Raw genomic sequence first — 21,366 nt, 5'->3', positions numbered from 1 at the left:
CTCCTCGGGGTTCTCGCCCCTGCTCGACGGAGGTCCCGTGGCCAGTGTCTGGCTTCGCACCCGGCGGACCGGGTGCTCACAGTGGCGGAACCGCCCCGGACTCTCACCGGGTTCCTGGTCACCACGAGACGTGTGGCGTCACCCTAGGGCATGGCTTCCCCGGGTCCCTCGGGGAGCACGTCGACGACGTCACCCCTTCGAGAATCGGCATGTGGGGCCGGCGCGACCTACGCTGGTCGAGCACCACACGACGACACGATTCCGGGAGGGGTGGGACGACGCATGATCGACACCGACGCACGCGCCACGGCGGCACGACTGGACTTCGAACGCACAGCGGCACGGGTCGAGCGGACCGACCCCGCCACCTCGGGCCGGGTCCGGCTCGTGGCCCTCTCCCTGGGCCGTGAGCTCAAGGCCAAGCGGCTGACCTCCGAGGCGTACGCCGCCGAGCTGGAGTCGCTGACCGCGGCCCTGCGCGACGTCCTCGAGTTGGCCGCCCCGCCCGACCCCGCAGCGGCCACCGCTCCTCGCTGACGGGCAGCCCCTAGCGGCCCGCCGCCAGGGCGTCGGCCGCCTCGTCGATGATCGAGGTCATCGCGACCTGCGCCAGCGCCACGTCCCCGAGCCGTACGGCGCGGGCGACGTCGTCGTGCAGCGCGACCGCCTCGGGGTTCGGGCGCGCCGGCATCATGCCGTGCTGGGTGCGCCCGGAGAGCACCTCCGCCACGACGTCGACCAACGCCGCGAACATCTCGTTGCCGCTGGCCTCGAGCAGCACCCGGTGGAAGGTCTGGTCGGCCCGCAGGTAGGGCTCGAGGTCGCCGGTGCGGGCGTGGACCTGCATGTCGGAGACCGCGCCCGCGAGCGCCCTGCACTGCTCCGCGTCGGCGCGGGCCGCCGCCAGCGCGGCGGCCGCCGGCTCCACGCCGCGGCGCAGCTCCGAGAGGGACAGCAGCTGCTCGGCTCGGTCCCCGTGGTCCAGGCGCCAGCGGATCAGCCGGGGGTCGAAGACGCTCCAGCCGGTCCGCGGCTGCACCGTGATGCCGACCCGGCGGCGCGCCGCGAGCATGCCCATCGCCTCGAGGACCCGGACGGCCTCCCGGGCGACGCTGCGCGACACGGCGTACCGCGCGCAGATCCCCTCCACCGTGAGCACCTCCCCGGCGGCGAGCCGGGCGGCGGCGATGTCGCCGCCGAGTGCGTCGAGGACGTCGGCGTGCCGGCCCCCGAGCGTGGCGTGGCGCGGGGTGGAGGTCACGGACGGATCCTCTCATCCGGTCCGCTCGAAGGGAATGCTCTGCCGAATTTGAACGAAACACTTGCAAAAGTCTGTCTTTATCGGTTTTCCTGTGATCGTGACCACAGCAGCACAGCGTGACGGCCTCGTCGACGCCCACGGACCCGTCGTGGTGATGGGCGTCTCCGGGAGCGGCAAGTCCACCGTCGGGGCGGCCCTCGCCCGGCACCTCGGGGTGCCCTTCGCCGACGCCGACGACCTGCACCCGCCGGCCAACATCGCGAAGATGAGCGCCGGTGAGCCCCTCACCGACGAGGACCGCTGGCCCTGGCTCGACGTCGTCGGCGAGTGGCTGGCCGCCCACCCCGAGGGGGGCGTGATGAGCTGCTCGGCGCTGCGCCGGGCCTACCGCGACCGTCTCCGGTCCTGGGCGCCGGGCCTGCGCTTCGTGCACCTCGACGGCGAGGCGTCGCTCATCGCGATGCGTCAGTCCGCCCGCGAGGGCCACTTCATGCCCCCCACCCTCCAGGCCTCCCAGCAGCGCGCGCTCGAGGCACTGGACCCCGACGAGCCCGGCGTCCGCGTCGACGTCGAGGCCACCGTCGAGGCGCTCGTGGCCACCGTGGCCCGCGACCTGAACGCCTGACCCCCCCCACCACCACCCACCCCCCACACCCACCCACAGAAGCAGGAGCACCACCCATGACCGACCTCGAGCTGACCTGGGAGCTGCCGACCGCCGGCCTCCTCGGGCTCGCCGCCGCCGCCGTGGCGGTGCTGCTGGTGCTGATCATCGGCGCCCGCGTCCACGCCTTCCTGGCCCTGGTGCTCGTCAGTGCGCTGACCGCGCTGGCCGCCGGCGTCCCCTTCGAGGCGGTGGTGCCCACGATGCTCTCCGGCTTCGGCGGGACCCTGGCCTCGGTCGCCCTCCTCGTCGGCCTGGGCGCGATGCTCGGCCGGATGCTCGAGCTCAGCGGCGGGGCGCAGGTGCTGACCGACGCGCTCGTGCAGCGCTTCGGCGAGGACCGCGCTCCCCTGGCGCTGGGCATCGCCTCGCTGCTGATGGGTTTCCCCATCTTCTTCGACGCCGGCCTGGTCGTCATGCTGCCGATCATCTTCGCCGTCGCCCGCCGCCTCGGCGGGTCGGTGCTCACCTACGCGTTCCCCGCCGCGGTGGCGTTCTCGGTCATGCACATCTTCGTGCCGCCGCACCCCGGCCCAGTGGCGGCCTCCGGCCTGCTCGGTGCCGACGTGGGCCTGGTCGTGATCCTCGGCCTGCTGATCGCCGTGCCCGCGTGGGTCATCGTCGGCCGCATCTTCGGCGGCTGGGTCGGCCGCACCTACGACCTGCCCGTTCCCGAGATCCTCCGCGGCAGCGACCACGACGAGGACGCCGCGGCCTTCCGCAGCGACCCGACCGTCGGCACGACGCTGTCGCTGCTGGCCCTGCCGCTGGTCCTGATCTTCCTCAACACCGGCCTCAACGCCCTCGCGACCGCCGAGGTCGTCTCCCTCGAGGACGGCTGGGTGCGCGGTCTGCGCCTGCTCGGTGAGACCCCCGTCGCCCTGCTGATCACCGTCTTCGTCGCGATGTACGTGCTGGCCTGGCGCCGTGGCCGCGACCGCGGCCTGGTCGACCGGGTCGTCGACGGCGCCCTGGGCCCGATCTGCGCGATCGTCCTGATCACCGGCGCGGGCGGCATGTTCGGCGGCGTCCTGCGCGCGACCGGCATCGGCGGCGCGATCGCCGAGTCGCTGGAGTCGCTGGGCCTGCCGCTGATCGTCGCCGGCTTCGTGATCGCCGCCATCGTGCGCATCGCGCAGGGCTCGGCCACGGTCGCGCTCACCACGGCCGCCGCGCTCGTGCAGCCGGCCGTCCAGGCGGCCACCGACCTCAACGCCGGCCAGCTGGCCGCGATGGTCCTCGCCCTGGCGGCGGGCTCGGTCTTCGCCGGGCACGTCAACGACTCCGGGTTCTGGCTGGTCAGCCGGTTCTTCGGGATGGACACCGCCACCACCCTCAAGACCTGGACCGTCGGCCAGGCCCTGATCGGCGTCGTCGGCTTCGTCGGCGCGCTGGCGATCTACGGCGTGGCGGCGGGCATCGCATGACCGGGACCGACCTCGGCGGGCGCACCGCGCTCGTCACCGGCTCCAGCCGCGGCATCGGCCGGGCGCTCGCCGACGGCATGCTGGCCGCGGGCGCCCGGGTGGTCCTCAACGGTCGCGACACCGCGGTCCTGGAGGAGACCCGGGCGAGCCTGGCGGCGACGCACGGCGAGGGGCGGGTGCTGGCCCGCGACTTCGACGTCACCGACGAGGCCGCCGTGACGCTGGCCGTCGACGAGCTCGAGGAGCGGGTCGGGCCGATCGACGTGCTGGTCAACAACGCCGGCGTCCAGCACCGCGTCCCGCTGCTCGAGCTCGACCTGGCCGACTGGGAGCGGGTGCTGGCGACCAACCTCACCAGCGCCTTCGTGGTCGGTCGCGCCGTCGCGCGGCACATGGTGCCGCGCGGCGGGGGTCGGATCGTCAACATCGCCTCTGTCCAGGCCGACCTGGCGCGGCCGACCATCGCGCCGTACACCGCGGCCAAGGGCGGGCTGCGCAACCTCACCCGCGCCATGTGCGCGGAGTGGGCCTCGGCGGGTCTGCAGGTCAACGCGCTGGCGCCGGGCTACATCCACACCGAGATGACGCAGGCGCTGGTCGACGACCCCGCCTTCGACGGGTGGGTCCGCGGCCGCACGCCCGCCGCCCGATGGGGCCGGGTCGAGGACCTCGTGGGTCCGGCGGTCTTCCTGGCCTCCGACGCCGCGGCGTTCGTCAACGGGCAGGTGCTGTTCGTCGACGGCGGCATGACGGCGGTGGTCTGAGGTGGCCGCCGGGCCCAACCTGGCGGTCGTCGCGCACGCCGCCGACGACCTGCGCGTCGAGGAGGTCCCCGAGCCGCAGCCCGGCCCGGGCGAGGCGGTCGTGTCCGTCGCGTACGGCGGGATCTGCGGCTCCGACCTGCACTACTGGACCCACGGCGCCGCCGGACTCTCGATCCTGCGCGAGCCCATGGTCCTGGGCCACGAGATGTCCGGCACCGTCCTCGTGGCGGCCGCCGACGGGACCGGCCCGGCGCTCGGTACGCCGGTGACGGTCCACCCCGCCACCCACGACTCCTACCTGGGGTCGGCGGCGCTGCTCCCCCACACCCCGGGCGTCTTCGCCCGGCGGGTGGCGCTGCCCGCGGCGATGCTGCGGCCCCTCCCGGACGCGGTGTCGCTGCGCAGCGCCGCCCTCTGCGAGCCGGCTGCCGTCGCCTGGCACGGGCTGGCCCGGGCCGGCGACGTCCGCGACCGCCGGGTGCTCGTGATCGGCTGCGGGCCCATCGGCGCGCTCTCGGTCGCCGCCGCGCGCACCCACGGCGCGGCCGAGGTGGTCGCCGTGGACCTGCACGACCTGCCCCGGCGTATCGCCACCGACCTGGGCGCCACCTCGACGCTCGCCGCGGACGACCCCCGGCTCACCGAGGTGGGCCTGGACGTCGACGTGGCCCTCGAGTGCTCCGGCTCCCGCCCCGGGCTCGCCTCGGCCATCCGGGCCACCCGCCGCGGCGGCCGGGTCGTGATGGTCGGTCTGCAGCCCGCCGGGGAGCAGCCCACGCTGCTGGCCCAGGCCATCACCCGCGAGCTCGAGCTGGTCGGCAGCTTCCGGTTCCGCGACGAGATCGACGACGTCGTCGCTGCCCTGGGCTCCGGGCTCGCCCTGGACGCCGCGATCACCCACGAGGTCGACGTCACCGACACCGCCGGCGTCCTCGACGCCTTCGGCACCGCGCGGAACGCCTCGGTCTCGGGGAAGGTGCTGCTGCGGTTCTGAGGACACAGCGGGACGAGGTTGCTCGCCCCCGTCCCGCGTTGGCGCCGTCTCGCTCTCATGCCTTGTACTCGAACTGATGTTCGACTATTATCTGGTCATGGACCCCGCCGCCGCACTCCGCGACCTGCGTCAGCAGGCACTGGAGGCCGCGGAGGCACTGGGCAGCCTGGAACCGGGTGAGGTCGACGCCGCGGCAGTGGAGCTGATCGCCGAGGCGGAGCGCCTGAAGAACTCGTTGTGCGCCGTGCAGGCGCAGGCCGCGGTGGCGCTCAAGCGGGCGCGAGTCGAGCAGCGGGCCCACCAGCCGAAGCCGATGCGGGAGCGCGGCATCGGCACCGAGGTCGCGCTGGCGCGGCGCGAGTCCCCGCACCGCGGTGGCATCCACCTCGGCCTGGCGGTGGTGCTGACCGAGGAGCTCCCCCACACCCTGGCGGCCATGCGCGCCGGCTGGTGCACCGAGTGGCGGGCCACCCAGATCGCCCAGGGCACCGCCTGCCTGAGCCTGGTCGACCGGCTCCGGATCGACGCCGAGCTGATGAGCGAGGAGAGCAGGACGGCCGGCTGGGGCGAGCGCCGCTTCCGTGCCGAGGTCGACCGCCTGGCCTACGTCGCCGACCCGGCCGCCGCGGTGGCCCGGCACGAGAAGGCCGTCTCCGAGCGACACACCAGCATCCGGCCGGTCGCCGACGGCATGGTGAGGCTCTCCGCCCTGCTCCCGCTGGCCAAGGGCGTGTCAGTGCACGCGACCCTGAGCCGCTGCGCCGACTCCGCCCGCGCCGCCGGCGACGGGCGCACCCGCGGCCAGGTCATGGCCGACACCCTCGTCGAGGGGGTGCTCGGCGACGCCGACGTCGTCCCGGTGACGGTGCAGGTGACGCTGTCCGACGCCGCCCTGCTCAACCTGCCCGGCCGCGAGGGGGACGAGCCGGGCTGGGTCGGCGCACCGGGCACCGGCGCCATCCCGCTGCCCGCCGACCTCGTGCGCGACCTGGTGCGCCGGGCGTCCGACCAGGGCGTCGCGGAGCTCAAGCGGCTCTACCTCGACAGGGGCGGTCGGCTGGTCGCCATGGAGTCGACCGCTCGCACCTTCCCCACCGGCCTCGCCGACTTCCTCACCACCCGCGACCGCACCTGCCGCACCCCCGGCTGTGACGCACCGGTGCGACACCACGACCACGTCCGGCCGCACGCTGAGGGCGGCGCCACCAGCGCCGCCAACGGGCAGGGCCTCTGCGAGGGCTGCAACTACGCCAAGCAGGCACCCGGGTGGTCCTCACGACCACTCCCGGGCGACCCGACCGTCATCGAGACCATCACCCCCAGCGGCCACCGCCACCTCAGTCGCGCACCCGGTCCGCCACCCCCGCAACAGCACCGTCTCCGGCTCGACCTCGCCTTCGCCCAGCTCGGACTGGCAGCGTGAACGCGCGCGTCCAGCGCCCCACCCCGAGGGATCTATCGCGAGTCCGCCCGACCGGCGAGGATCGAGCCACCCCAGCGCTTTGGAGCACCGTGACCTCGCCCCCCGTCCCGCAGGACGTCGCCTTCGACGTCGTGCAGCACCCCGATCGCACGGTGGTCGTCGCCCGCGGCGAGCTCGACGTCCTCTCGGTCCCACAGCTGCGGCGGGTCCTCTACGACCCCGTCCACGTGAGCGGCCCGGCGGTGGTCGTCGACCTGTCCCTCGTGACGTTCCTGGACTCCGTGGGCATCGGTGCCCTGGTCGCCGCCCGCCGCTGGCTCACCTCGCGGGGCGCCACGATGACGCTGGCCTGCGGAGACAACCAGCCGCACCGGGTGCTGCGGATGATGGGCCTGGACAAGGTCTTCGACATCATCGCCCCCGAGCCGGGCTGAGACCTACCGCCGCACCCCGCCGTAGATCCCCCGCTTCACCACCCACGGCTGCAGCGCCCGGTCCACCACCACCCGTGGGATCCGGAACGGCCGCCCCGAGGGGTTGAACACCTCCAGCCCGGTGCGCTGCGGCCCCAGCACCGACCCCCAGCGACGCCCCGGCAGCGAGATCTCCCGCAGCGGCCGCCCCTCGAGGTACGCCGCGACGTTGGCCGCCAGCACCGTGTGCTGGAAGTTGCGCGCGGTCGAGCGCAACGGGTCGGTCGCGGCGACGTCCCCGATCGCGAACACCCCCTCCACGCCCGGGACGCGCAGGTCCGAGCCGGTGCGCACGAACCCGTGCTCGTCGAGGACCGAGACGGGCAGCCACCCGGTGTGCGGTCGCACGCGCCCCACGGCCCACAGGACGAGGTCGGCCTGGGCCGGCGCCTGCCCGGTCGACCAGGTCACCGGCCCCGGGCACGGCTCGTCGGAGCCCGGCAGCACCGCTCGGTGCCCCGGGTGCAGCACCACACCGGCGGCCTCGAGGCGACGCCGCACGCCGGCCCAGGTGCGCCCGTGGTGCTGCGGCAGCCCCCGCTCCCCGGGGAAGTAGAGGTCCACCTGCTTGTCGGGCCACCGCACCGCCAGGTTGTACGCCGCTCCCACCGCAGCGGCCCCACCCCCGACGACCGCGACCGAGCCGGCCGCCGCGAGCCGCGCGTGCCGGTCCGCGAGGTCGGTCGCGACAGCGGCGTCGTCGCGGACGGCGTCGCTGCGCCAGAAGCCGTTGGCGACCCCGGTGGCGACCACCAGGACGTCGTACCCGAGCTCCCGGGCCACGCCGTCGGCCCCGACCACCGACACGGTCCGCGCCACGAGGTCGGCCGAGGTGAGCCGGCCGTGCACCACGTCGACCCGGTCCAGCAGCCGGAACGAGCGGTAGGGGATGCGGTAGTCGCGCGACCAGCTGTCGGGACGGGCCAGCCGCAGCCCGAGCTCCTGCCCGCTGACCAACCCGGTCGTCGGCGAGACGCCGGTGACCGCCAGGCCGCGCCGGCGCATCGCCCGGGAGGCCAGCGCGCCCGCGCACAGCACGCCGGTGTCGCCGAGCCCGGCGACCAGCACCCGGGTCACTGGAGCCTCACGACCGCCGGGGCGGACGGGGCAGCAGCATCGGCACGCTGTCGATGACGTCCTGGTAGCCCGGTCGCCGCTCGAGGCTGCGCTTCTCCATCATCGGGATCGAGGCACCCAGGAACATCGCGACCATCCCGACCACGCCGATCACCTGCCACCACCACTGTCCCGGGAGGGCGGAGAGGCCGAAGAGCAGCAGGGAGACCCACATCAGGATCTCGCCGAGGTAGTTGGGGTGACGCGACCAGGCCCACAGGCCGGTGACCAGGGACTCCCCCGGCTTCTTGGTGCGCGCGAAGCGGTGCTGCTGCGTGTCGGCGACCAGCTGCAGCGCCACGGCACCGACGCCGACGACCAGCGCGACGAGGTCGAGCCAGCCCCACGCTCGCTCCGATCGGGTGACGGCGTAGACCGGCAGCATCGCGGCGAAGACCTGCACGGTCGGGAAGACGTGGATGCCCATCAGGTCCACGGCCATCTCGGCCTTCGGGTTCTTCTCCCGCAGCATCGGGTAGCGCCAGTCCTCGTGGTGCAGGCCGGGCCAGGCGTAGACCCAGTTGGCAGTGAGGCGGATAGCCCACAGCCACAGCACCACCGAGAGCAGCGCGAAGCGCACCCCGTCGGCACCCGGGTCGCGCTCGAGCCACCAGTAGACCGCCAGCAGCGGGGGGATCACCGACCAGTAGGCGTCGTAGCAGGAGGAGTTGTGCACGATCCGGCTGCCGGCGAAGACCACCGCGGTGGCCACCAGGTCGGCGATCAGCGCATCGAGCCAGAGGTAGGCCGTGTCCGGCCCGAGGTAGAGCCAGGCAGCGGCCGCGGCGATCGCCACGACGTACAACCCGGTCACGATCGCCAGCGAGGCGCCCTTGCTGCGCGGCGCGGTGGTGGTGTCAGTCACCCCCGAAGTAGAACGTGTTTCACTTCACTCGTCCAGCGCTTCGACGCAACTGCCGGGAACCGTCGGCCCCCACCGGGCGGGCCGTGACCCCTCCCACCACACACGTCACACGCGCCACGCCCCCGACCTCCCCGGATCCGGGCCCGGTCCTTGGGACCATGCCTGGCGTGACTGAGCCGACGACCAGCGGGCCCCCCACCAGTCGCCGCACCCTCGCCAAGGCCGCCGTGGCCGCCACCGTCGGGGTCGGCGCGGTGGGAGCCGCCGTGCGCCTGGGCCAGGACGACGACACCGCGCGGCGCGGTGGCGCGCTGGTGCTCTCCGCCGAGGGCGGCAGCGACATCGCCGAGCTGGAGGTCCCCCTCGAGCTCGGGAGAGCCCGCAACGGCGTGCGCGAGACCGAGTCCCTGCCGACCTCGCTGTACTCCATGGTGGGCGTCACCTGGCGCGGCGACGCCTCCCCCCAGGTGTGGGCGCGGGCCCGGCGCAGCGACGGCTGGACCGAGTGGACCCGGCTGCCGGTCCTCGAGGACCGCCCCGAGGACGATGCCTGGCAGGCCGACCGACGGGGCACGGCCGCGTGGTGGGTCGGCCCGAGCCGGGCAGTGCAGGTGCGCGTCGCCGGTGCAGCCCCCAAGGGCATGCGGCTGGTGCTGCTGCACCCGGCCGGTCGCACCAGCGACCAGGCGGTGGGCACGGCCGCCCGGCGCTCGACCGGGGCCGAGGACGTCGTGGCACCCAAGCCCGACATCTCCTCGCGCGCGACGTGGGGCGCCGATGAGTCCTGGCGCGACGGCAGGCCGCGCTACGAGTCGACCATCGAGCAGGTCCACGTCCACCACACCGCCAGCGGCAACGACTACTCCCGCAGCGAAACCCCGGCCCTGATCCGCGGCATGTACCGCTACCACACCAAGAGCCTGGGCTGGTCCGACATCGCCTACAACTTCCTCGTCGACCGCTTCGGTCGGATCTGGGAGGGCCGCGCCGGCGGCGTCGCCCGTCCGGTGCGGGGCGCGCACACCCTCGGCTTCAACTCCGACTCCTGCGGCATCGCCGTCATCGGCAACTTCGACCAGGTCAAGGCTCCCGACACCGTCGTGCGCGGTGTGGCTGCGGTGGCCGCCTGGAAGCTCGACCGCTACGGCCGGCGCGCCCGGGGCAGGACCACCGTGCGCTCGGAGGGCTCCGACAAGTACCGCGACGGCGCGATGGCCACGCTGCGCGTGATCGACGGCCACCGCGACACCAACGACACCTCCTGCCCGGGCACCAATCTCTACAAGCGACTGCCCGACATCCGGGCCCGGGCGCACGAGATCATGACCGCGCCACCCCCGCCCTCGAACGTCACGGTGCAGGAGCCGGCCCGCGTCGGCGGCGCCGCGCTGGTCGGTCGTGGTCTCAAGGCGCTCAAGGGCCGCTACGACCCCGACGACGCCCGCACCCGCTACCAGTGGCTGGCGGAGGGTCGCGAGATCAGCGGGGAGAAGTCCTGGCGCTACCAGTGCCGCGAGGCCGACCTCGGGCGGACCGTCTCGGTGCGCGTGACCAGCAACGCCCCCGGCCGCGACCCCGTCATCGAGGTCGTCGAGGCCGGTCGGGTCAAGGCTCCGGTCGAGATCACCCTCAAGACCCGCCGCCGCGGCGGCCGCGTGCGCGCCAGGGTCGCGGTGCGCAGCCCCGACGGCATCGCCGCCGACCCGGGGGGCACCGTGACCCTGAGCATCGGCAACCGCGTGGTCGAGCGCCGGGTCCGCGACCTGGACAAGGCGATCTGGTTCGGTCGCGGGAAGCCGCTGGCCGACCGGGCGACCCGCCTGGTCGTCACCTACTCCGGGGACCAACGCTTCCTCGCCGACGAGGTGCGCCGCCAGGTGCGGCCCTGAGCCCTCAGGCCGCCCCGCAGCAGCCCCCACCGTCGTACGTCGCCCCCGCACCGCAGACACCGGTCTCCGGGAGCACCAGCTCCACCCGCGCGGCGGCCTCGTGGTCGCCGGCGACCTCGGCGACCACCGAGCGCACCTGCTCGAACCCGGTCATCGCCAGGAACGACGGCGCGCGACCGTAGGACTTCATGCCCACCAGGTAGAGCCCGCCCTCGGGCTGGCGCAGCACGTCGGCGCCGTGCGGGCTGACGGTGCCGCAGGAGTGGAAGGCCGGGTGGATCTCCGGCGCCAGCGCCCGCGGGGCCGACAGCTCACCGTCCAGGTCGAGCCGCACCTGCGCAAGCCACGCGTGGTCCGGGCGGAAGCCGGTCACCGCCACCACCCGGTCCACCGTGACCCGGCGACCGTCCTCGGCGACGAGCACGGTCCCGTCCCGTCCCGCCTCGACGACCGCGGTCCGGAACCCCGTCACGACCTCGACGTACGCCGACTCCGCGGCCGCCCGCGCGCGGGACCCGAGCGCGCCGCGCCCCGGGAGCTCGTCGGCCTCCTCCCCGCCGAAGACCGCGTCGGCGTCGTGGCGTCGCAGCAGCCAGGTGATCCGGGTGCCGGGCTCCTCCTGCGCGAGTGCGGCCAGGTCGACCACGGCCTGGTGCGCGGAGGCGCCTGCGCCGACCACGGCGACGCGGCGACCGGCGTGCGCGGCACGGACCTGCGGGTCGGTGAGGTCGGGCACCCGGTAGGTCACCGCGGCCGCGTTCTCACCCGGCGCCGGCCAACCGTCAGCACCCACCGGGCCGGGGTCGCCCCAGGTGCCGGAGGCGTCGATGACCGCAGCCGCCGACAGCACCTGCTCGGCACCGTCCGCGGTCCGCACGTGCACGGCGAAGGGCACGTCCTCCCGCTGCTGGGCCACGAGCCGGTCCCGCCCGCGACGCGCGAGCCCGACCACCTCGCTGCCGGTGCGCAGCACGACGCCCCGGTCGACGAGCGCCGCGGCGAGCGGCTCGAGGTAGTGCGCGACCCACTCGCGACCGGTCGGCGCCTCGTGGGCGAGCGGCCGCTCCCACCCGCCGGCCTCCAGCAGTCGGGCTGCCGCGTCGTCGACCAGCTCCGACCACGGCGAGAAGAGCCGCACGTGCCCCCAGCCGCGCACGGCGGCGCCGACGTGGGCCCCGGACTCCAGGACGGTGACGGGCAGGCCGCGCTTGACGGCGTGGGCGGCGGCCGCGAGCCCGATCGGCCCGGCGCCCACGATCACGAGCGGCTGGCCGGGGGTGGGCGTGAGTGTCATGGGCGTGCACCTTCCGAAGTTCATCGATCCTTGTCGATGGATGACCCTAGACCATTCATCGAACTGCGTCGATGGATGGTCTAGGCTGGTCCCGTGACCAGCACCCCGACCGGCCTGCGACCCGACGACGCCGCGACCTACGCCGAGTGGTTCGCCGTCCTGGCCGACCCGACCCGCGTGCGGGTCCTGCACCAGGTCGCCTCCAGCGCGTCCGGCGCGGTGCGCGTTGGCGACCTCGCGACCGCGCTCGGCATCAGCCAGGCCACCTGCTCCCACCACGTGCGCAAGCTCGCCGACGTGGGCTTCGTCCGCATCGACAAGGTGGGCACCAGCAGCCTGGTCTCGGTCAACGCCGCCTGCTGCACCGGGCTCCCGCACGCCGCCGACGTCGCCATGGGCACCCTGACCACCCGACCGTGCTGCCCCGGGGACGTGCCGGCCGACGTGACCACCCGGGCCATGACCGACGCCGACCTGCCCCGGGTGCGCGAGATCTACGCCGAGGGGATCGCGACCCGGCAGGCGACCTTCGAGACCGAGGCCCCCGCCATCGAGGCGCTGCGCGAGAAGTGGCTGCCCGGCCAGCGCTGGGTCGCCGAGCTCGTCGAGACCCCCGGCGAGGTCGTCGGGTGGACCGGCGTGAGCCCCGTCTCGACCCGCGCGTGCTACGCCGGCGTCGGCGAGACCTCGGTGTACGTCGCCGAGCAGGCCCGTGGTCGCGGGGTCGGCCGTGCGCTGCTCCAGCGCCAGGTGACCGAGGCCGACGCCGGTGGGCTGTGGACCCTGCAGACCTCGATCTTCCCGGAGAACCGCGCCAGCCTCGCGCTGCACCGCAGCGCCGGCTACGTCACGCTGGCCGTGCGCTCGCGCATCGCCCGGCTCGACGGCGAGTGGCGCGACACGGTGCTGATGGAGCGTCGCCGCACCGATGACTGACCCGCTCCCCGACCACGTCGACGTCTGCGTCGTCGGTGGCGGGCAGTCGGCGCTCGCCCTCGCCTTCCACCTGCGCCGGGCCGAGCGCCGCCGCTCCGGCCCTGCGCTGCGGGTGCTGCTGCTCGACTCCCGCACCCACCCCGGTGGGGCGTGGCAGGACGCCTGGCCCAGCCTGCGGCTCTTCTCCCCCGCCGGCTACAGCTCGCTGCCGGGGCGGCTGATGCCGCGCCCGCCCGGGGACGAGCCGCCCGACGCGGCGCACGTCGTGGACTACCTCGCCGACTACGAGCGGCGCTACGACGTCGACGTGCGCCGGCCGGTGCGGGTGACGGCCGTCGAGCGCGCCGACGGCGGGCTGCTGGTCCGCACCGACCACGGCGACCTCCGCGCTCGCGCGGTGGTCTCGGCCACCGGGACGTGGGACCGCCCCCTGTGGCCGACGGTCCCGGGCACCGACGGGTTCGAGGGCGAGGTCCTGCACGTCCACGACTACCGAGGGCCCGAGCCGTTCGCGGGCAGGCGGGTGCTGGTCGTGGGCGGTGGCAACTCCGGCGCCCAGGTCGCCGCGGACCTGCTCGGCACCGCCGCCGCGGTCCACTGGGCGACCCGGCGTCCGCCCCGCTACCTGCCCGACGACGTCGACGGCCGCGTGCTCTTCGAGGTCGCCACCCAGGCGGTCCGCGACCGCGCCTCCGGCCGGGAGGCCCGCGGCGTCGGGTCCCTGGGTGACGTCGTCGCGGTGCCGCCGGTGCGCGCGGCCCGCGACCGGGGCGACCTGGTGGCCGAGCCGATGGTCGAGCGGCTGACCGAGCACGGCGCGCGGTGGCCCGACGACCGCGAGGAGCCGCTCGACGCGGTCGTCTGGGCGACCGGCTTCCGGCCGGCGCTCGCCCACCTGCGCGGGCTGGGCCTGACCTGGACCGACGGCCACCCGGCGACCGGGGCGCCGGACGGCTCGCCCTTCGCGGTGCGGTCGGCCGACGGCGTACCGCTGTGGCTGCTGGGGTACGGCGACTGGTGCGGCCCCGCGTCGGCGACCCTCATCGGCGTCGGGCGGCCCGCGGCGGCGGTGGCGGCCGACGTGGTCGCCACCCTCGACCGCTAGCCCCGCGGCTCGGGCACCGTGGTGTCGTCGAGGAAGCAGTAGGCCCAGGTCTCCCCGGGCTCCAGCGACGCCATCAGCGGGTGGTCGGTGGCGCGGTGGTGGGCCGTGGCGTGCCGGCCGGGCGAGGAGTCGCAGCACCCCACGTGCCCGCAGCTGAGGCACATCCGTAGGTGCACCCACCGCTCCCCGTCGCGCAGGCACTCCTCGCACCCGGCTGTCCCCGGCTGCACGGGCACCGACGCGGCACCGTGCGGGCACGCGTCGGACGGCCAGCGGTAGTGCACGAGCCGCGAGACGTCGACGTCCGCCGTCGGGACCTCGACCACCCGGGCGCCGACCACCTCCGCGAGGTGGCGTCGCCCGGCGACGGCGGGATCGACCACATGGTCCACCCCCGCGGCGGCGAGGTCCTCGAGGTCGACGCCGGTCGCGCGCACCACCACGGGGACGTCGCTCTGGCCGCGCACCATGACCGCCACCCGGGCGGCCTCCTCGGCGTCGTGCTCGGCGACGACGACCAGCCGGGCGCGGGCCAGGCCGGCCTCCTCGAGCACGTGCGCCCGCATCGCGTCCCCGCGTACGACGGTGAGCCCCGCGGCCTCGGCCTCGGCCGCCCCGCCGGGGTTGAGCGTGGTCATCACGACCGGCACGCCGCGTGCCCGCAGGTCGGCCCCGAGGGCGACGGAGTCGGCACCCCAGCCGAGCATCAGCACGTGCCCCTGCACCTCGTGCGCCTCGGCGGGGGTCGCCTCCTGCCCCGCGGACGACCCGGCGGTCGCGCCCGCGCGCGGCAGCAGCCGGGTGCCGAGGGACCCGAAGGCCGGGGTGAGCATCATCAGCAGCACCGTGGTGGCCACGAAGACCTGCGACCCGTCCTCACCCTCGCCCAGTGGGCTGAGCCCGGCTCCCTCACCGACGGTCAGCAGCACGAAGGAGAACTCCCCGACCTGGCCGAGCAGCAGCCCGGCGGCGACCGCCTGGCGCCACCCCACCCGCAGCGGCGCGAGGGCGGCGGCGGTCGTGAGGGTCTTCACGGCCAGGACGACCACGGCGACCGCCAGGACGAGCGGGAGGTTGGCGAGCAGGAAGCCGACGTCGAGCAGCATGCCGACGGAGACGAAGAAGATCGCGCTGAAGAGCACCTGCAGCGGCAGGATCTCCGAGAGCGCGTGGGTGCTGTGCCGGCTCTCGCTGACCACCAGCCCGGCCAGGAAGGCACCGAGCGAGACGCTGACGCCGGCCAGGGCGGTGAGGTAGGCGGTGCCGAAGCAGATGGCGACGACGGCGAGCAGGAAGACCTCGGGCGAGCAGAGCGCGGCGACGCGCTCGAGCACCTTGGGCATCACCCGGCGCGCCACGACCAGGACGACCCCGACCACCGCGACGGCGATCCCGAGCGCCTCCAGCAGGGCGCCGGTGCCGCCCTCGGCCTCGGTGCCCAGCAGCGGGACGACCAGCACCATGGCCACGACCGCGAGGTCCTGGAAGACCAGGGTGGCCAGCGCGAGCTGACCGCGGGTGCTGCTGGTGCCGCCGGTGTCGGCGAGCAGCTTGAGCACGATCGCGGTCGAGGACAGTGCCAGGAGGAAGCCGGTGAACAGCCCGACCTTCCAGTCCCGCCCCAGCGCGACCGTCACCGCGAGCCCGGCCCCGGTGGCCAGCACGACCTGCGACCCGCCGCCGAAGGCGACCCAGCGCCACACGCGCGCCAGGCGCTCGAGGGAGAACTCGATGCCGATGGTGAACAGCAGCAGGATCACGCCGATCTCCGCCGCCGCGTCGACCGCCTCGGTCGAGGACACCAGGCCGAGCTGCGCTGGCCCGATCAGGACGCCGGCCAGCAGGAAGCCCACGATCGGCAGCACCCGCACCCGGACGCTGAGGTAGCCGACGACGGCCGCCGCCAGCACCAGCGCCGCAGTGGCGGTGAGGTAGCGCGGCACGCCCTCGGACGAGGCCAGCACGACCAGGTCTGCGTTCACAGGTGGAAACCTAGCCGGTGCCGCTCACCTGCTCAGGCCGCGAGCACGGAGTCCGGGAGCTCCAGGTCCGGCACCAGCTCGACGAGCATCGCGCGCACCCGGCCGTCGATGTCGGCGACGATGCCGCGGACGGTCTCGGGGTCCTGGCCGCCGGGGTCCTCGACCGGCCAGTCGACGTACCTCACGCCGGGGACGTAGGGGCACTCCTCGCCGCAGCCGAGGGTGATCGCCATCGTGGAGGCGGCCACGGTCTCGTGGGTCAGGTGCTTGGGGTGCTCCTTGCTGGTGTCCAGGCCCAGCGACTCCAGCACGTCGGCCACCTCGGGATGGATGTGCTCGCCGGGCTGGGTGCCGGCCGACAGGGCACGGACCCGACCCTGGGCGTAGTGCTCGGTCAGGACGCGGCCGATCACGGAGCGTCCACCGTTGCGGACGCAGGCGAAGACGACCTGCGGGACGTCGGTCATGGGGTGTCCTCTCGGGAGGGCTGGGATGCGGACTGGGTCGGGACGACGACGTCCCCGAGGCTGGTGTCGCCGGGGGCGCCGAGCTGCGGGTGCAGCCAGTGCACGAAGGCGACCGCGAGGGTGGCGCCGACCAGCTGCGCGAGCACGAACGGCGGCACCGAGGCGGGCGCGATCCCGGCGAAGGTGTCGGAGAAGACCCGCCCCACGGTGACGGCGGGGTTGGCGAAGGACGTCGAGGAGGTGAACCAGTAGGCGGCGCCGATGTAGAGGCCGACCGCGGGGGCCGACAGCGCGCCGCGACCGGTGCGGGCGAGCGCGAAGATCAGCGTCACCAGGCCGGCGGTCGCGACCACCTCCGAGAGCCAGAGGTGCCCGGCGGAGCGGTCGGTCGAGGCCAGCTCGGTGACCGGCACCTCGAACATCAGGTTGGCGACCACGGCACCGGCGATGCCGCCGACGACCTGGGCCGCGGAGTAGGCGCCCACCTCGCCGCCGGTCAGGGCGCCCGAGGCGCGTCCTCCCCCGGCCAGGCGTCCCATCAGCCAGTCGGCGAAGGAGACCGCGGGGTTGAAGTGCGCGCCCGAGGTCGGCCCGAAGACCCAGATCAGGGCGGTGAGCCCGAAGACGGTGGCCGTGGAGTTGGCCAGCAGCTGCAGGCCGACGTCGTCGGAGAGCCGCTGGGCCATGATGCCGCTGCCGACCACGACGGCGACGAGCGAGGCGGTGCCGACGAGCTCGGCCGCCAGGCGGCGACTGAGGTCGGGTCGGGCGTCCGGACTGGTCATGCAGGGGCCCCCAGGGGTCGGAGTCGGTGGATCCGCCGCTCGATCTCGTCGGCGGCGGCGTCGAAGGCGTCGCCCTCGAGCGGGACGGGGTCGGGGACCGACCAGTGCAACGACCCGGGCAGGGCCCCGGTCGCGGCCCCGGCGACCAGCTCCTCGTGGGCCGCGTCGCACACGGTCACGACCAGGGCACCGCCCTCGAGGTCGGCCGGGTCGAGGGCGACCGGGCGCTCGGCCAGCTGCAGCCCGCGGCGTACGGCGACGCCGACGGCCCGGGGGTCGACGCGTGCGGCGGGGTGGGTCCCGGCGGAGCGCGCGACGGGGACGCCCTCCCCGCGGTGGCTGTTCCAGATCGCGGCGGCCAGCTGCGAGCGGGCGGAGTTGCCGGTGCACACGAACACCAGGTCCCCCGCCCCTGCCCAGGCCGGGGACGTCACGCTCTCCTGCGGGAGCGCCTCGTCGACGAGCCGGACGTAGGACCGCCGGCGGTCGGCCTCGGAGCGACGGCGCTCCACCAGCCCGGCCCGCTCGAGCACCGCGAGGTGGTGGGCCAGCAGGTTGGAGCCCAGGCCGAGGCGCTCGGCGATCTCGCGCGGCGAGGCGTCCTGGAGCGCGAGCATGTCGACCACCGCCAGCCGCGTGACGTCGGCCAGCGCGGCGTGGCGCGCGGCGCGGGTCTCCAGCTCGGTCACAGGACCGATGCTTTCACTCAAGTTTCATTGAGTCAATGAACGCTGAGTTAACTGTCCTCGACCTCAGGCTCCGCGCAGTCGCGGCACAGCCCGGACAGCGCCACGTGGTGCGGGTCGAGGCGGAAGCCGGCCGAGCGGTCGAGCCGCCGGCGTACGTCGTCGAGCACGTCGTCGGGGAGGTCGATGACCCGGTGGCAGGTGCGGCACTGCGCGTGCACGTGGGCCGGCATCCCGCCGGCGGAGTCGGCGAGGTGGTAGGCCGTGCCGGAGGCGAGGTGGACGTGGGTGACCACGCCGACCTCGGCCAGGGTCTCCAGGGTGCGGTAGACGGTGGTCAGGTGGATGCCCGGCCAGCGCTCGGCGATGTCGGCGGTGATCTGCTCGACCGTGGGGTGCCCCTCGGCGCGCGAGAGCGCGTCGATGACGGCCCGGCGCGGCATCGTGATCCGGTGCCCGCGCCCGCGCAGCGTCTGCAGCACGGCCTCCACGGCCGGCTCCCCGCTCACAGGACCGCCGCCCTCGGGGCCCGCTGCAGGCCCCGGCCACCGGTCGCGGCGAGCACCACGCCGAAGACGGTCGCGCCGGTCAGGACGATCGTGGTGCCGGAGGGCACGTCGAGGTGGTAGCTGAGGTTCATGCCGACCAGGCCGCAGACGGCACCGATCGCGCTGGAGAGCCACAGCATCGTCGCGAAGCGGTGGGTGAGCATCCGGGCCACCACGGCGGGGATGACCAGGGTCGCTGCCACCAGCGTCACGCCGATCACCGAGAGCGTCGCCAGGATCGCCAGCGAGAGCACCAGCATGAGCAGGGCGTCGGTGCGGGCGACCCGGACCCCGCTCACATCGGCGACCTCGGGGTCGAAGGTCGCGAAGAGCAGCGCGCGGTAGCGGGTGAGCACGACCCCCAGGGTGAGCGCGCTGACCGCTGCGAGGGTCCACACGTCGGCGGTCGAGATGCCGATGATGCTGCCGAACAGCGCCGCGTCGAAGCTGGGCCCGCGGTTGCCGAAGACGGTGAGCAGCGCGACGCCGAGCGCGAAGGAGGCGGTCGTGATGACGCCGATCGCGGCGTCGGCGCCGATGCGGTGAGCGCGGGCGACCCGGTTGATCGCCAGCGCCGAGGCGAACCCCCAGATGCCCGCGCCGAGCACGAAGTTCAGCCCGATCACGCTGCTCGCGGCGAAGCCCCCGAAGATCGCGTGCGAGAGGCCGTGGCCGATGTAGCTCATCCCGCGCAGCACGACGTAGACGCCGACCAGCCCGCAGAGCGCGCCGGCCATCGTCGCCACCACCACGCCCTTGACGAAGAAGGCGTAGGCGAAGGGCTCCAGCAGGGTCTCGATCACGTCGCCTCGGCCCGCTTGCGGTCCAGCACCACCGGCATGCCCAGGTGCTCCAGCACCTCCATGGGCGCCCCGAAGGTCCGCTCCAGCACGGCGGGCGTCATGACCTCCTGGGGACGACCCCGGTGCACCACGGTGCCGTGCAGGGCGACCAGCTCGGGGACGTGCGCGGCCACCCCGTTCAGGTCGTGGGTGGTGAGCAGGATGGTGGTCCCCTCGTCGTGCAGGTGCCCGAGCAGGTGCAGCATCTCGTGCCGGGTCGCGACGTCGATGCCGCTGGTGGGCTCGTCGAGCAGCAGCAGCTGCGGCTCGCGCAGCAGCGCCCGCGCCAGGAACATCCGCTGCTGCTGCCCCCCGGAGAGCTCACGGATGTGCCGGTCGGCGAGGTGGGCGATGCCGAGTCGCTCCAGCACCTCCCCCACCCGCTGCCGCTCGGCCCGCGTGGACCAGGGCAGCCAGCGCTCGCTGCGCACCATCAGCACGCACTCCGCCACGGTCACCGGGAAGGTCCAGCTCACCGTCTCCAGCTGCGGCACGTAGCCCACGCGCAGCCCCCGGGCCCGGCCGACCTCACCGGCACTCGGGTGCAGGGTGCCCAGGGCCAGTCGCAGCAGGGTGGTCTTGCCGGCGCCGGAGGGGCCGACCACGCCGACGAAGTCGCCCTGCCGCAGGTCGAGGTCGACCCCGCGCAGGACCGGCGCACCGTCGTACGCCACGTCGACGGAGTCCAGGCGCAGCAACGAGCGCGACCGCGCGCCGTCGAGCGGCACGACGCCCACGGGGTGCCCCTCGACGTCACTCACGGGACCATCCAACAGCACGCGTCACTGCGGGTAGTCCGCCTCGTCCTCGACGGCCGGGGTGACGTCGAGCGCCTCCAGCGCGGGGGCGCTGCCCCCGAGGCCGGTGATCATGGTGATGTAGTTGCCGCGCATCAGGCCCAGCCAGGAGTGCTCGGGGTCGCCGGGCGCGCCGGGGAGGTCGTCGTCGCGCAGGGTGTCCTCGTAGCGGGCGCCGGTCGCCCGGCCGATCTCCTCCAGCGCCGCGGAGGGGAAGACCTCCGACCCGAAGATCGTCGGCACCTGCTGGTCACGGATCTGGTCGATGAGCCGCGCGACCTCCTTGGGGGTCGGCTCCTCGAAGCTCTCGGGCTGGATCGCGCCGATCACCTGCCAGTCGTAGGTCTGGGCGAAGTAGGCGTAGGCGTCGTGGTAGGTCAGCAGCACCCGGTCCTCGGCAGGCAGCGACTCCTGGTCGGCACGCAGGGCCTCCGACAGCGCGGTCGCCTGCTCCTCGAAGGCGTCCAGGTTGGCGTCGTACGTCGCCGCGTTGTCGGGGTCGAGGTCGACCAGGTGCTCGTGGACCAGCTCGGCGTAGCGGATCGCCCAGGTGGGGTCGGTCCACAGGTGCGGGTTGGGCTTGCCGTCCTCCTCGGGGAAGGAGAAGTCGTAGAGGTACTCCGACTCCGGCAGCACCTCGGTGCCGAGCTCGACCAAGCGAGCACCCTCGCTCATGGTCGCCTCGGCCAGCTCGACGGTGGGCTCCTCGAGCTGCAGCCCGTTGACCAGCACCAGGTCCGCGCGCTCGAGCAGGGCCGAGGCGCTCGGCGGCGGCTCGAAGGTGTGGGAGTTGGTGCCCTCCGGCACCAGGCCCTCGATGACGGCGAGGTCCCCGGCGACGGCTGCGGTGATGGAGGTGATCGGCGCGACGGTCGTGACCACGCGCAGCTCCCCGTCGCCGGCGACGTCCGCGTCGGCGCCACAGGCGGTGAGCGGGAGCAGGGCGAGGAGTCCGGCGGCGAGGGTCGCGCGGGGGGCGCGCGGGACGGGGCGGAGGCTCATGCCACCGACCCTAGTCGAGAACAGGTTGCTCTTGCGAAATGCTTGC

22 protein-coding genes and 1 riboswitch are annotated in these 21,366 nt (G+C 74.5%); of the genes, 10 read left to right on the top strand and 12 right to left on the bottom strand.

Going from position 1 to position 21,366, the window contains the following annotated elements:
• Window positions 1-22: 22 nt before the first annotated feature.
• A riboswitch (cobalamin riboswitch) is annotated at window positions 23-161 on the bottom strand.
• 121 nt (window positions 162-282) lie between these two features.
• Window positions 283-537 (top strand): hypothetical protein, encoded by a 255-nt coding sequence (locus BKA05_RS05275; protein ID WP_179530487.1) that lies wholly within the window; start codon window positions 283-285, stop codon window positions 535-537.
• A 10-nt stretch (window positions 538-547) separates the two neighbouring features.
• Here BKA05_RS05275 and BKA05_RS05270 read toward each other — a convergent pair whose 3' ends face one another.
• Window positions 548-1,261 (bottom strand): FCD domain-containing protein, encoded by a 714-nt coding sequence (locus tag BKA05_RS05270; RefSeq protein WP_179530486.1) that lies wholly within the window; start codon window positions 1,259-1,261, stop codon window positions 548-550.
• Window positions 1,262-1,358: 97 nt separating this feature from the next.
• On the opposite strand from BKA05_RS05270, the gene BKA05_RS05265 reads away from it, so the two are divergent.
• The 6 genes from BKA05_RS05265 to BKA05_RS05240 all read left to right on the top strand — a co-directional run bounded on the left by BKA05_RS05265 (window position 1,359) and on the right by BKA05_RS05240 (window position 6,967).
• Complete coding sequence (locus tag BKA05_RS05265) at window positions 1,359-1,886, top strand: gluconokinase (RefSeq protein ID WP_415836766.1); 528 nt, start codon at window positions 1,359-1,361, stop codon at window positions 1,884-1,886.
• Between the two features lie 56 nt (window positions 1,887-1,942).
• Window positions 1,943-3,352: a GntP family permease gene (locus BKA05_RS05260; protein ID WP_179530485.1), complete on the top strand. Its 1,410-nt coding sequence runs from the start codon at window positions 1,943-1,945 to the stop codon at window positions 3,350-3,352.
• On the top strand, window positions 3,349-4,116 hold the full coding sequence (locus BKA05_RS05255; protein WP_179530484.1) for an SDR family oxidoreductase: 768 nt from the start codon (window positions 3,349-3,351) through the stop codon (window positions 4,114-4,116). Before BKA05_RS05260 ends, BKA05_RS05255 begins: the two co-directional genes overlap by 4 nt.
• 1 nt (window position 4,117) lies before the next feature.
• Window positions 4,118-5,110 (top strand): zinc-binding dehydrogenase, encoded by a 993-nt coding sequence (locus BKA05_RS05250; protein WP_179530483.1) that lies wholly within the window; start codon window positions 4,118-4,120, stop codon window positions 5,108-5,110.
• 76 nt (window positions 5,111-5,186) lie between these two features.
• Window positions 5,187-6,533 carry an HNH endonuclease signature motif containing protein gene (locus tag BKA05_RS05245; protein WP_218842309.1) on the top strand — a complete coding sequence of 449 codons (1,347 nt, stop codon included), beginning with the start codon at window positions 5,187-5,189 and terminating at the stop codon, window positions 6,531-6,533.
• Between the two features lie 89 nt (window positions 6,534-6,622).
• Window positions 6,623-6,967 (top strand): anti-sigma factor antagonist, encoded by a 345-nt coding sequence (locus BKA05_RS05240; protein WP_179530482.1) that lies wholly within the window; start codon window positions 6,623-6,625, stop codon window positions 6,965-6,967.
• A 3-nt stretch (window positions 6,968-6,970) separates the two neighbouring features.
• On the opposite strand, the gene BKA05_RS05235 is transcribed toward BKA05_RS05240, so the two are convergent.
• Window positions 6,971-8,083 (bottom strand): FAD-dependent oxidoreductase, encoded by a 1,113-nt coding sequence (locus BKA05_RS05235; RefSeq protein WP_343045527.1) that lies wholly within the window; start codon window positions 8,081-8,083, stop codon window positions 6,971-6,973.
• 7 nt (window positions 8,084-8,090) lie between these two features.
• Window positions 8,091-8,987, bottom strand: coding sequence for a DUF1295 domain-containing protein (locus BKA05_RS05230; RefSeq protein WP_179530481.1), 897 nt, complete (start codon window positions 8,985-8,987; stop codon window positions 8,091-8,093).
• 167 nt (window positions 8,988-9,154) lie between these two features.
• On the opposite strand from BKA05_RS05230, the gene BKA05_RS05225 reads away from it, so the two are divergent.
• A complete protein-coding gene (locus BKA05_RS05225) occupies window positions 9,155-10,876 on the top strand; it encodes an N-acetylmuramoyl-L-alanine amidase (RefSeq protein WP_179530480.1) in 1,722 nt (573 codons plus the stop codon).
• 4 nt (window positions 10,877-10,880) lie between these two features.
• Here the strand turns inward: BKA05_RS05225 and BKA05_RS05220 are convergent, their stop codons facing one another.
• On the bottom strand, window positions 10,881-12,170 hold the full coding sequence (locus BKA05_RS05220; RefSeq protein ID WP_179530479.1) for an NAD(P)-binding domain-containing protein: 1,290 nt from the start codon (window positions 12,168-12,170) through the stop codon (window positions 10,881-10,883).
• 93 nt (window positions 12,171-12,263) lie between these two features.
• Here BKA05_RS05220 and BKA05_RS05215 point away from each other — a divergent pair, with 93 nt between their 5' ends.
• Together BKA05_RS05215 and BKA05_RS05210 are read left to right on the top strand one after the other, a co-directional pair.
• Entirely contained in the window at window positions 12,264-13,106 is an 843-nt protein-coding gene (locus tag BKA05_RS05215) for a metalloregulator ArsR/SmtB family transcription factor (RefSeq protein ID WP_179530478.1), read from the top strand.
• Entirely contained in the window at window positions 13,099-14,211 is a 1,113-nt protein-coding gene (locus BKA05_RS05210) for an ArsO family NAD(P)H-dependent flavin-containing monooxygenase (RefSeq protein ID WP_179530477.1), read from the top strand. Before BKA05_RS05215 ends, BKA05_RS05210 begins: the two co-directional genes overlap by 8 nt.
• Here the strand turns inward: BKA05_RS05210 and BKA05_RS05205 are convergent.
• From BKA05_RS05205 to BKA05_RS05170, 8 genes are read right to left on the bottom strand one after another with little or no spacing between them, the layout of a single operon-like run.
• Complete coding sequence (locus BKA05_RS05205; RefSeq protein ID WP_179530476.1) at window positions 14,208-16,193, bottom strand: cation:proton antiporter domain-containing protein; 1,986 nt, start codon at window positions 16,191-16,193, stop codon at window positions 14,208-14,210. The two genes, BKA05_RS05210 and BKA05_RS05205, sit on opposite strands and share 4 nt — an antisense overlap.
• A gap of 32 nt (window positions 16,194-16,225) precedes the next feature.
• Window positions 16,226-16,660, bottom strand: coding sequence for an arsenate-mycothiol transferase ArsC (locus BKA05_RS05200; protein ID WP_179530475.1), 435 nt, complete (start codon window positions 16,658-16,660; stop codon window positions 16,226-16,228).
• The gene (locus BKA05_RS05195; RefSeq protein ID WP_179530474.1) at window positions 16,657-17,445 is read right to left on the bottom strand and encodes an MIP/aquaporin family protein; all 789 of its coding nucleotides are present in this window, start codon (window positions 17,443-17,445) and stop codon (window positions 16,657-16,659) included. The genes BKA05_RS05200 and BKA05_RS05195 overlap by 4 nt, the downstream gene beginning before the upstream one ends.
• Complete coding sequence (locus tag BKA05_RS05190) at window positions 17,442-18,134, bottom strand: arsenate reductase/protein-tyrosine-phosphatase family protein (RefSeq protein WP_343045526.1); 693 nt, start codon at window positions 18,132-18,134, stop codon at window positions 17,442-17,444. The genes BKA05_RS05195 and BKA05_RS05190 overlap by 4 nt, the downstream gene beginning before the upstream one ends.
• 47 nt (window positions 18,135-18,181) lie before the next feature.
• Window positions 18,182-18,640 (bottom strand): Fur family transcriptional regulator, encoded by a 459-nt coding sequence (locus BKA05_RS05185; RefSeq protein ID WP_343045525.1) that lies wholly within the window; start codon window positions 18,638-18,640, stop codon window positions 18,182-18,184.
• A complete protein-coding gene (locus tag BKA05_RS05180; RefSeq protein WP_218842307.1) occupies window positions 18,637-19,482 on the bottom strand; it encodes a metal ABC transporter permease in 846 nt (281 codons plus the stop codon). The genes BKA05_RS05185 and BKA05_RS05180 overlap by 4 nt, the downstream gene beginning before the upstream one ends.
• Window positions 19,479-20,282, bottom strand: a complete 804-nt coding sequence (locus BKA05_RS05175) for a metal ABC transporter ATP-binding protein (protein ID WP_218842305.1) — start codon at window positions 20,280-20,282, stop codon at window positions 19,479-19,481. Before BKA05_RS05175 ends, BKA05_RS05180 begins: the two co-directional genes overlap by 4 nt.
• Before the next feature lie 21 nt (window positions 20,283-20,303).
• Window positions 20,304-21,320 (bottom strand): metal ABC transporter substrate-binding protein, encoded by a 1,017-nt coding sequence (locus BKA05_RS05170; RefSeq protein WP_179530473.1) that lies wholly within the window; start codon window positions 21,318-21,320, stop codon window positions 20,304-20,306.
• Window positions 21,321-21,366: the final 46 nt, after the last annotated feature.

The organism is Nocardioides marinus, assembly GCF_013408145.1.
Lineage (GTDB): Bacteria > Actinomycetota > Actinomycetes > Propionibacteriales > Nocardioidaceae > Nocardioides > Nocardioides marinus.
The sequence above is the reverse complement of the archived record's forward strand: the minus strand, read 5'-3'. Positions and strand labels throughout refer to the sequence as shown.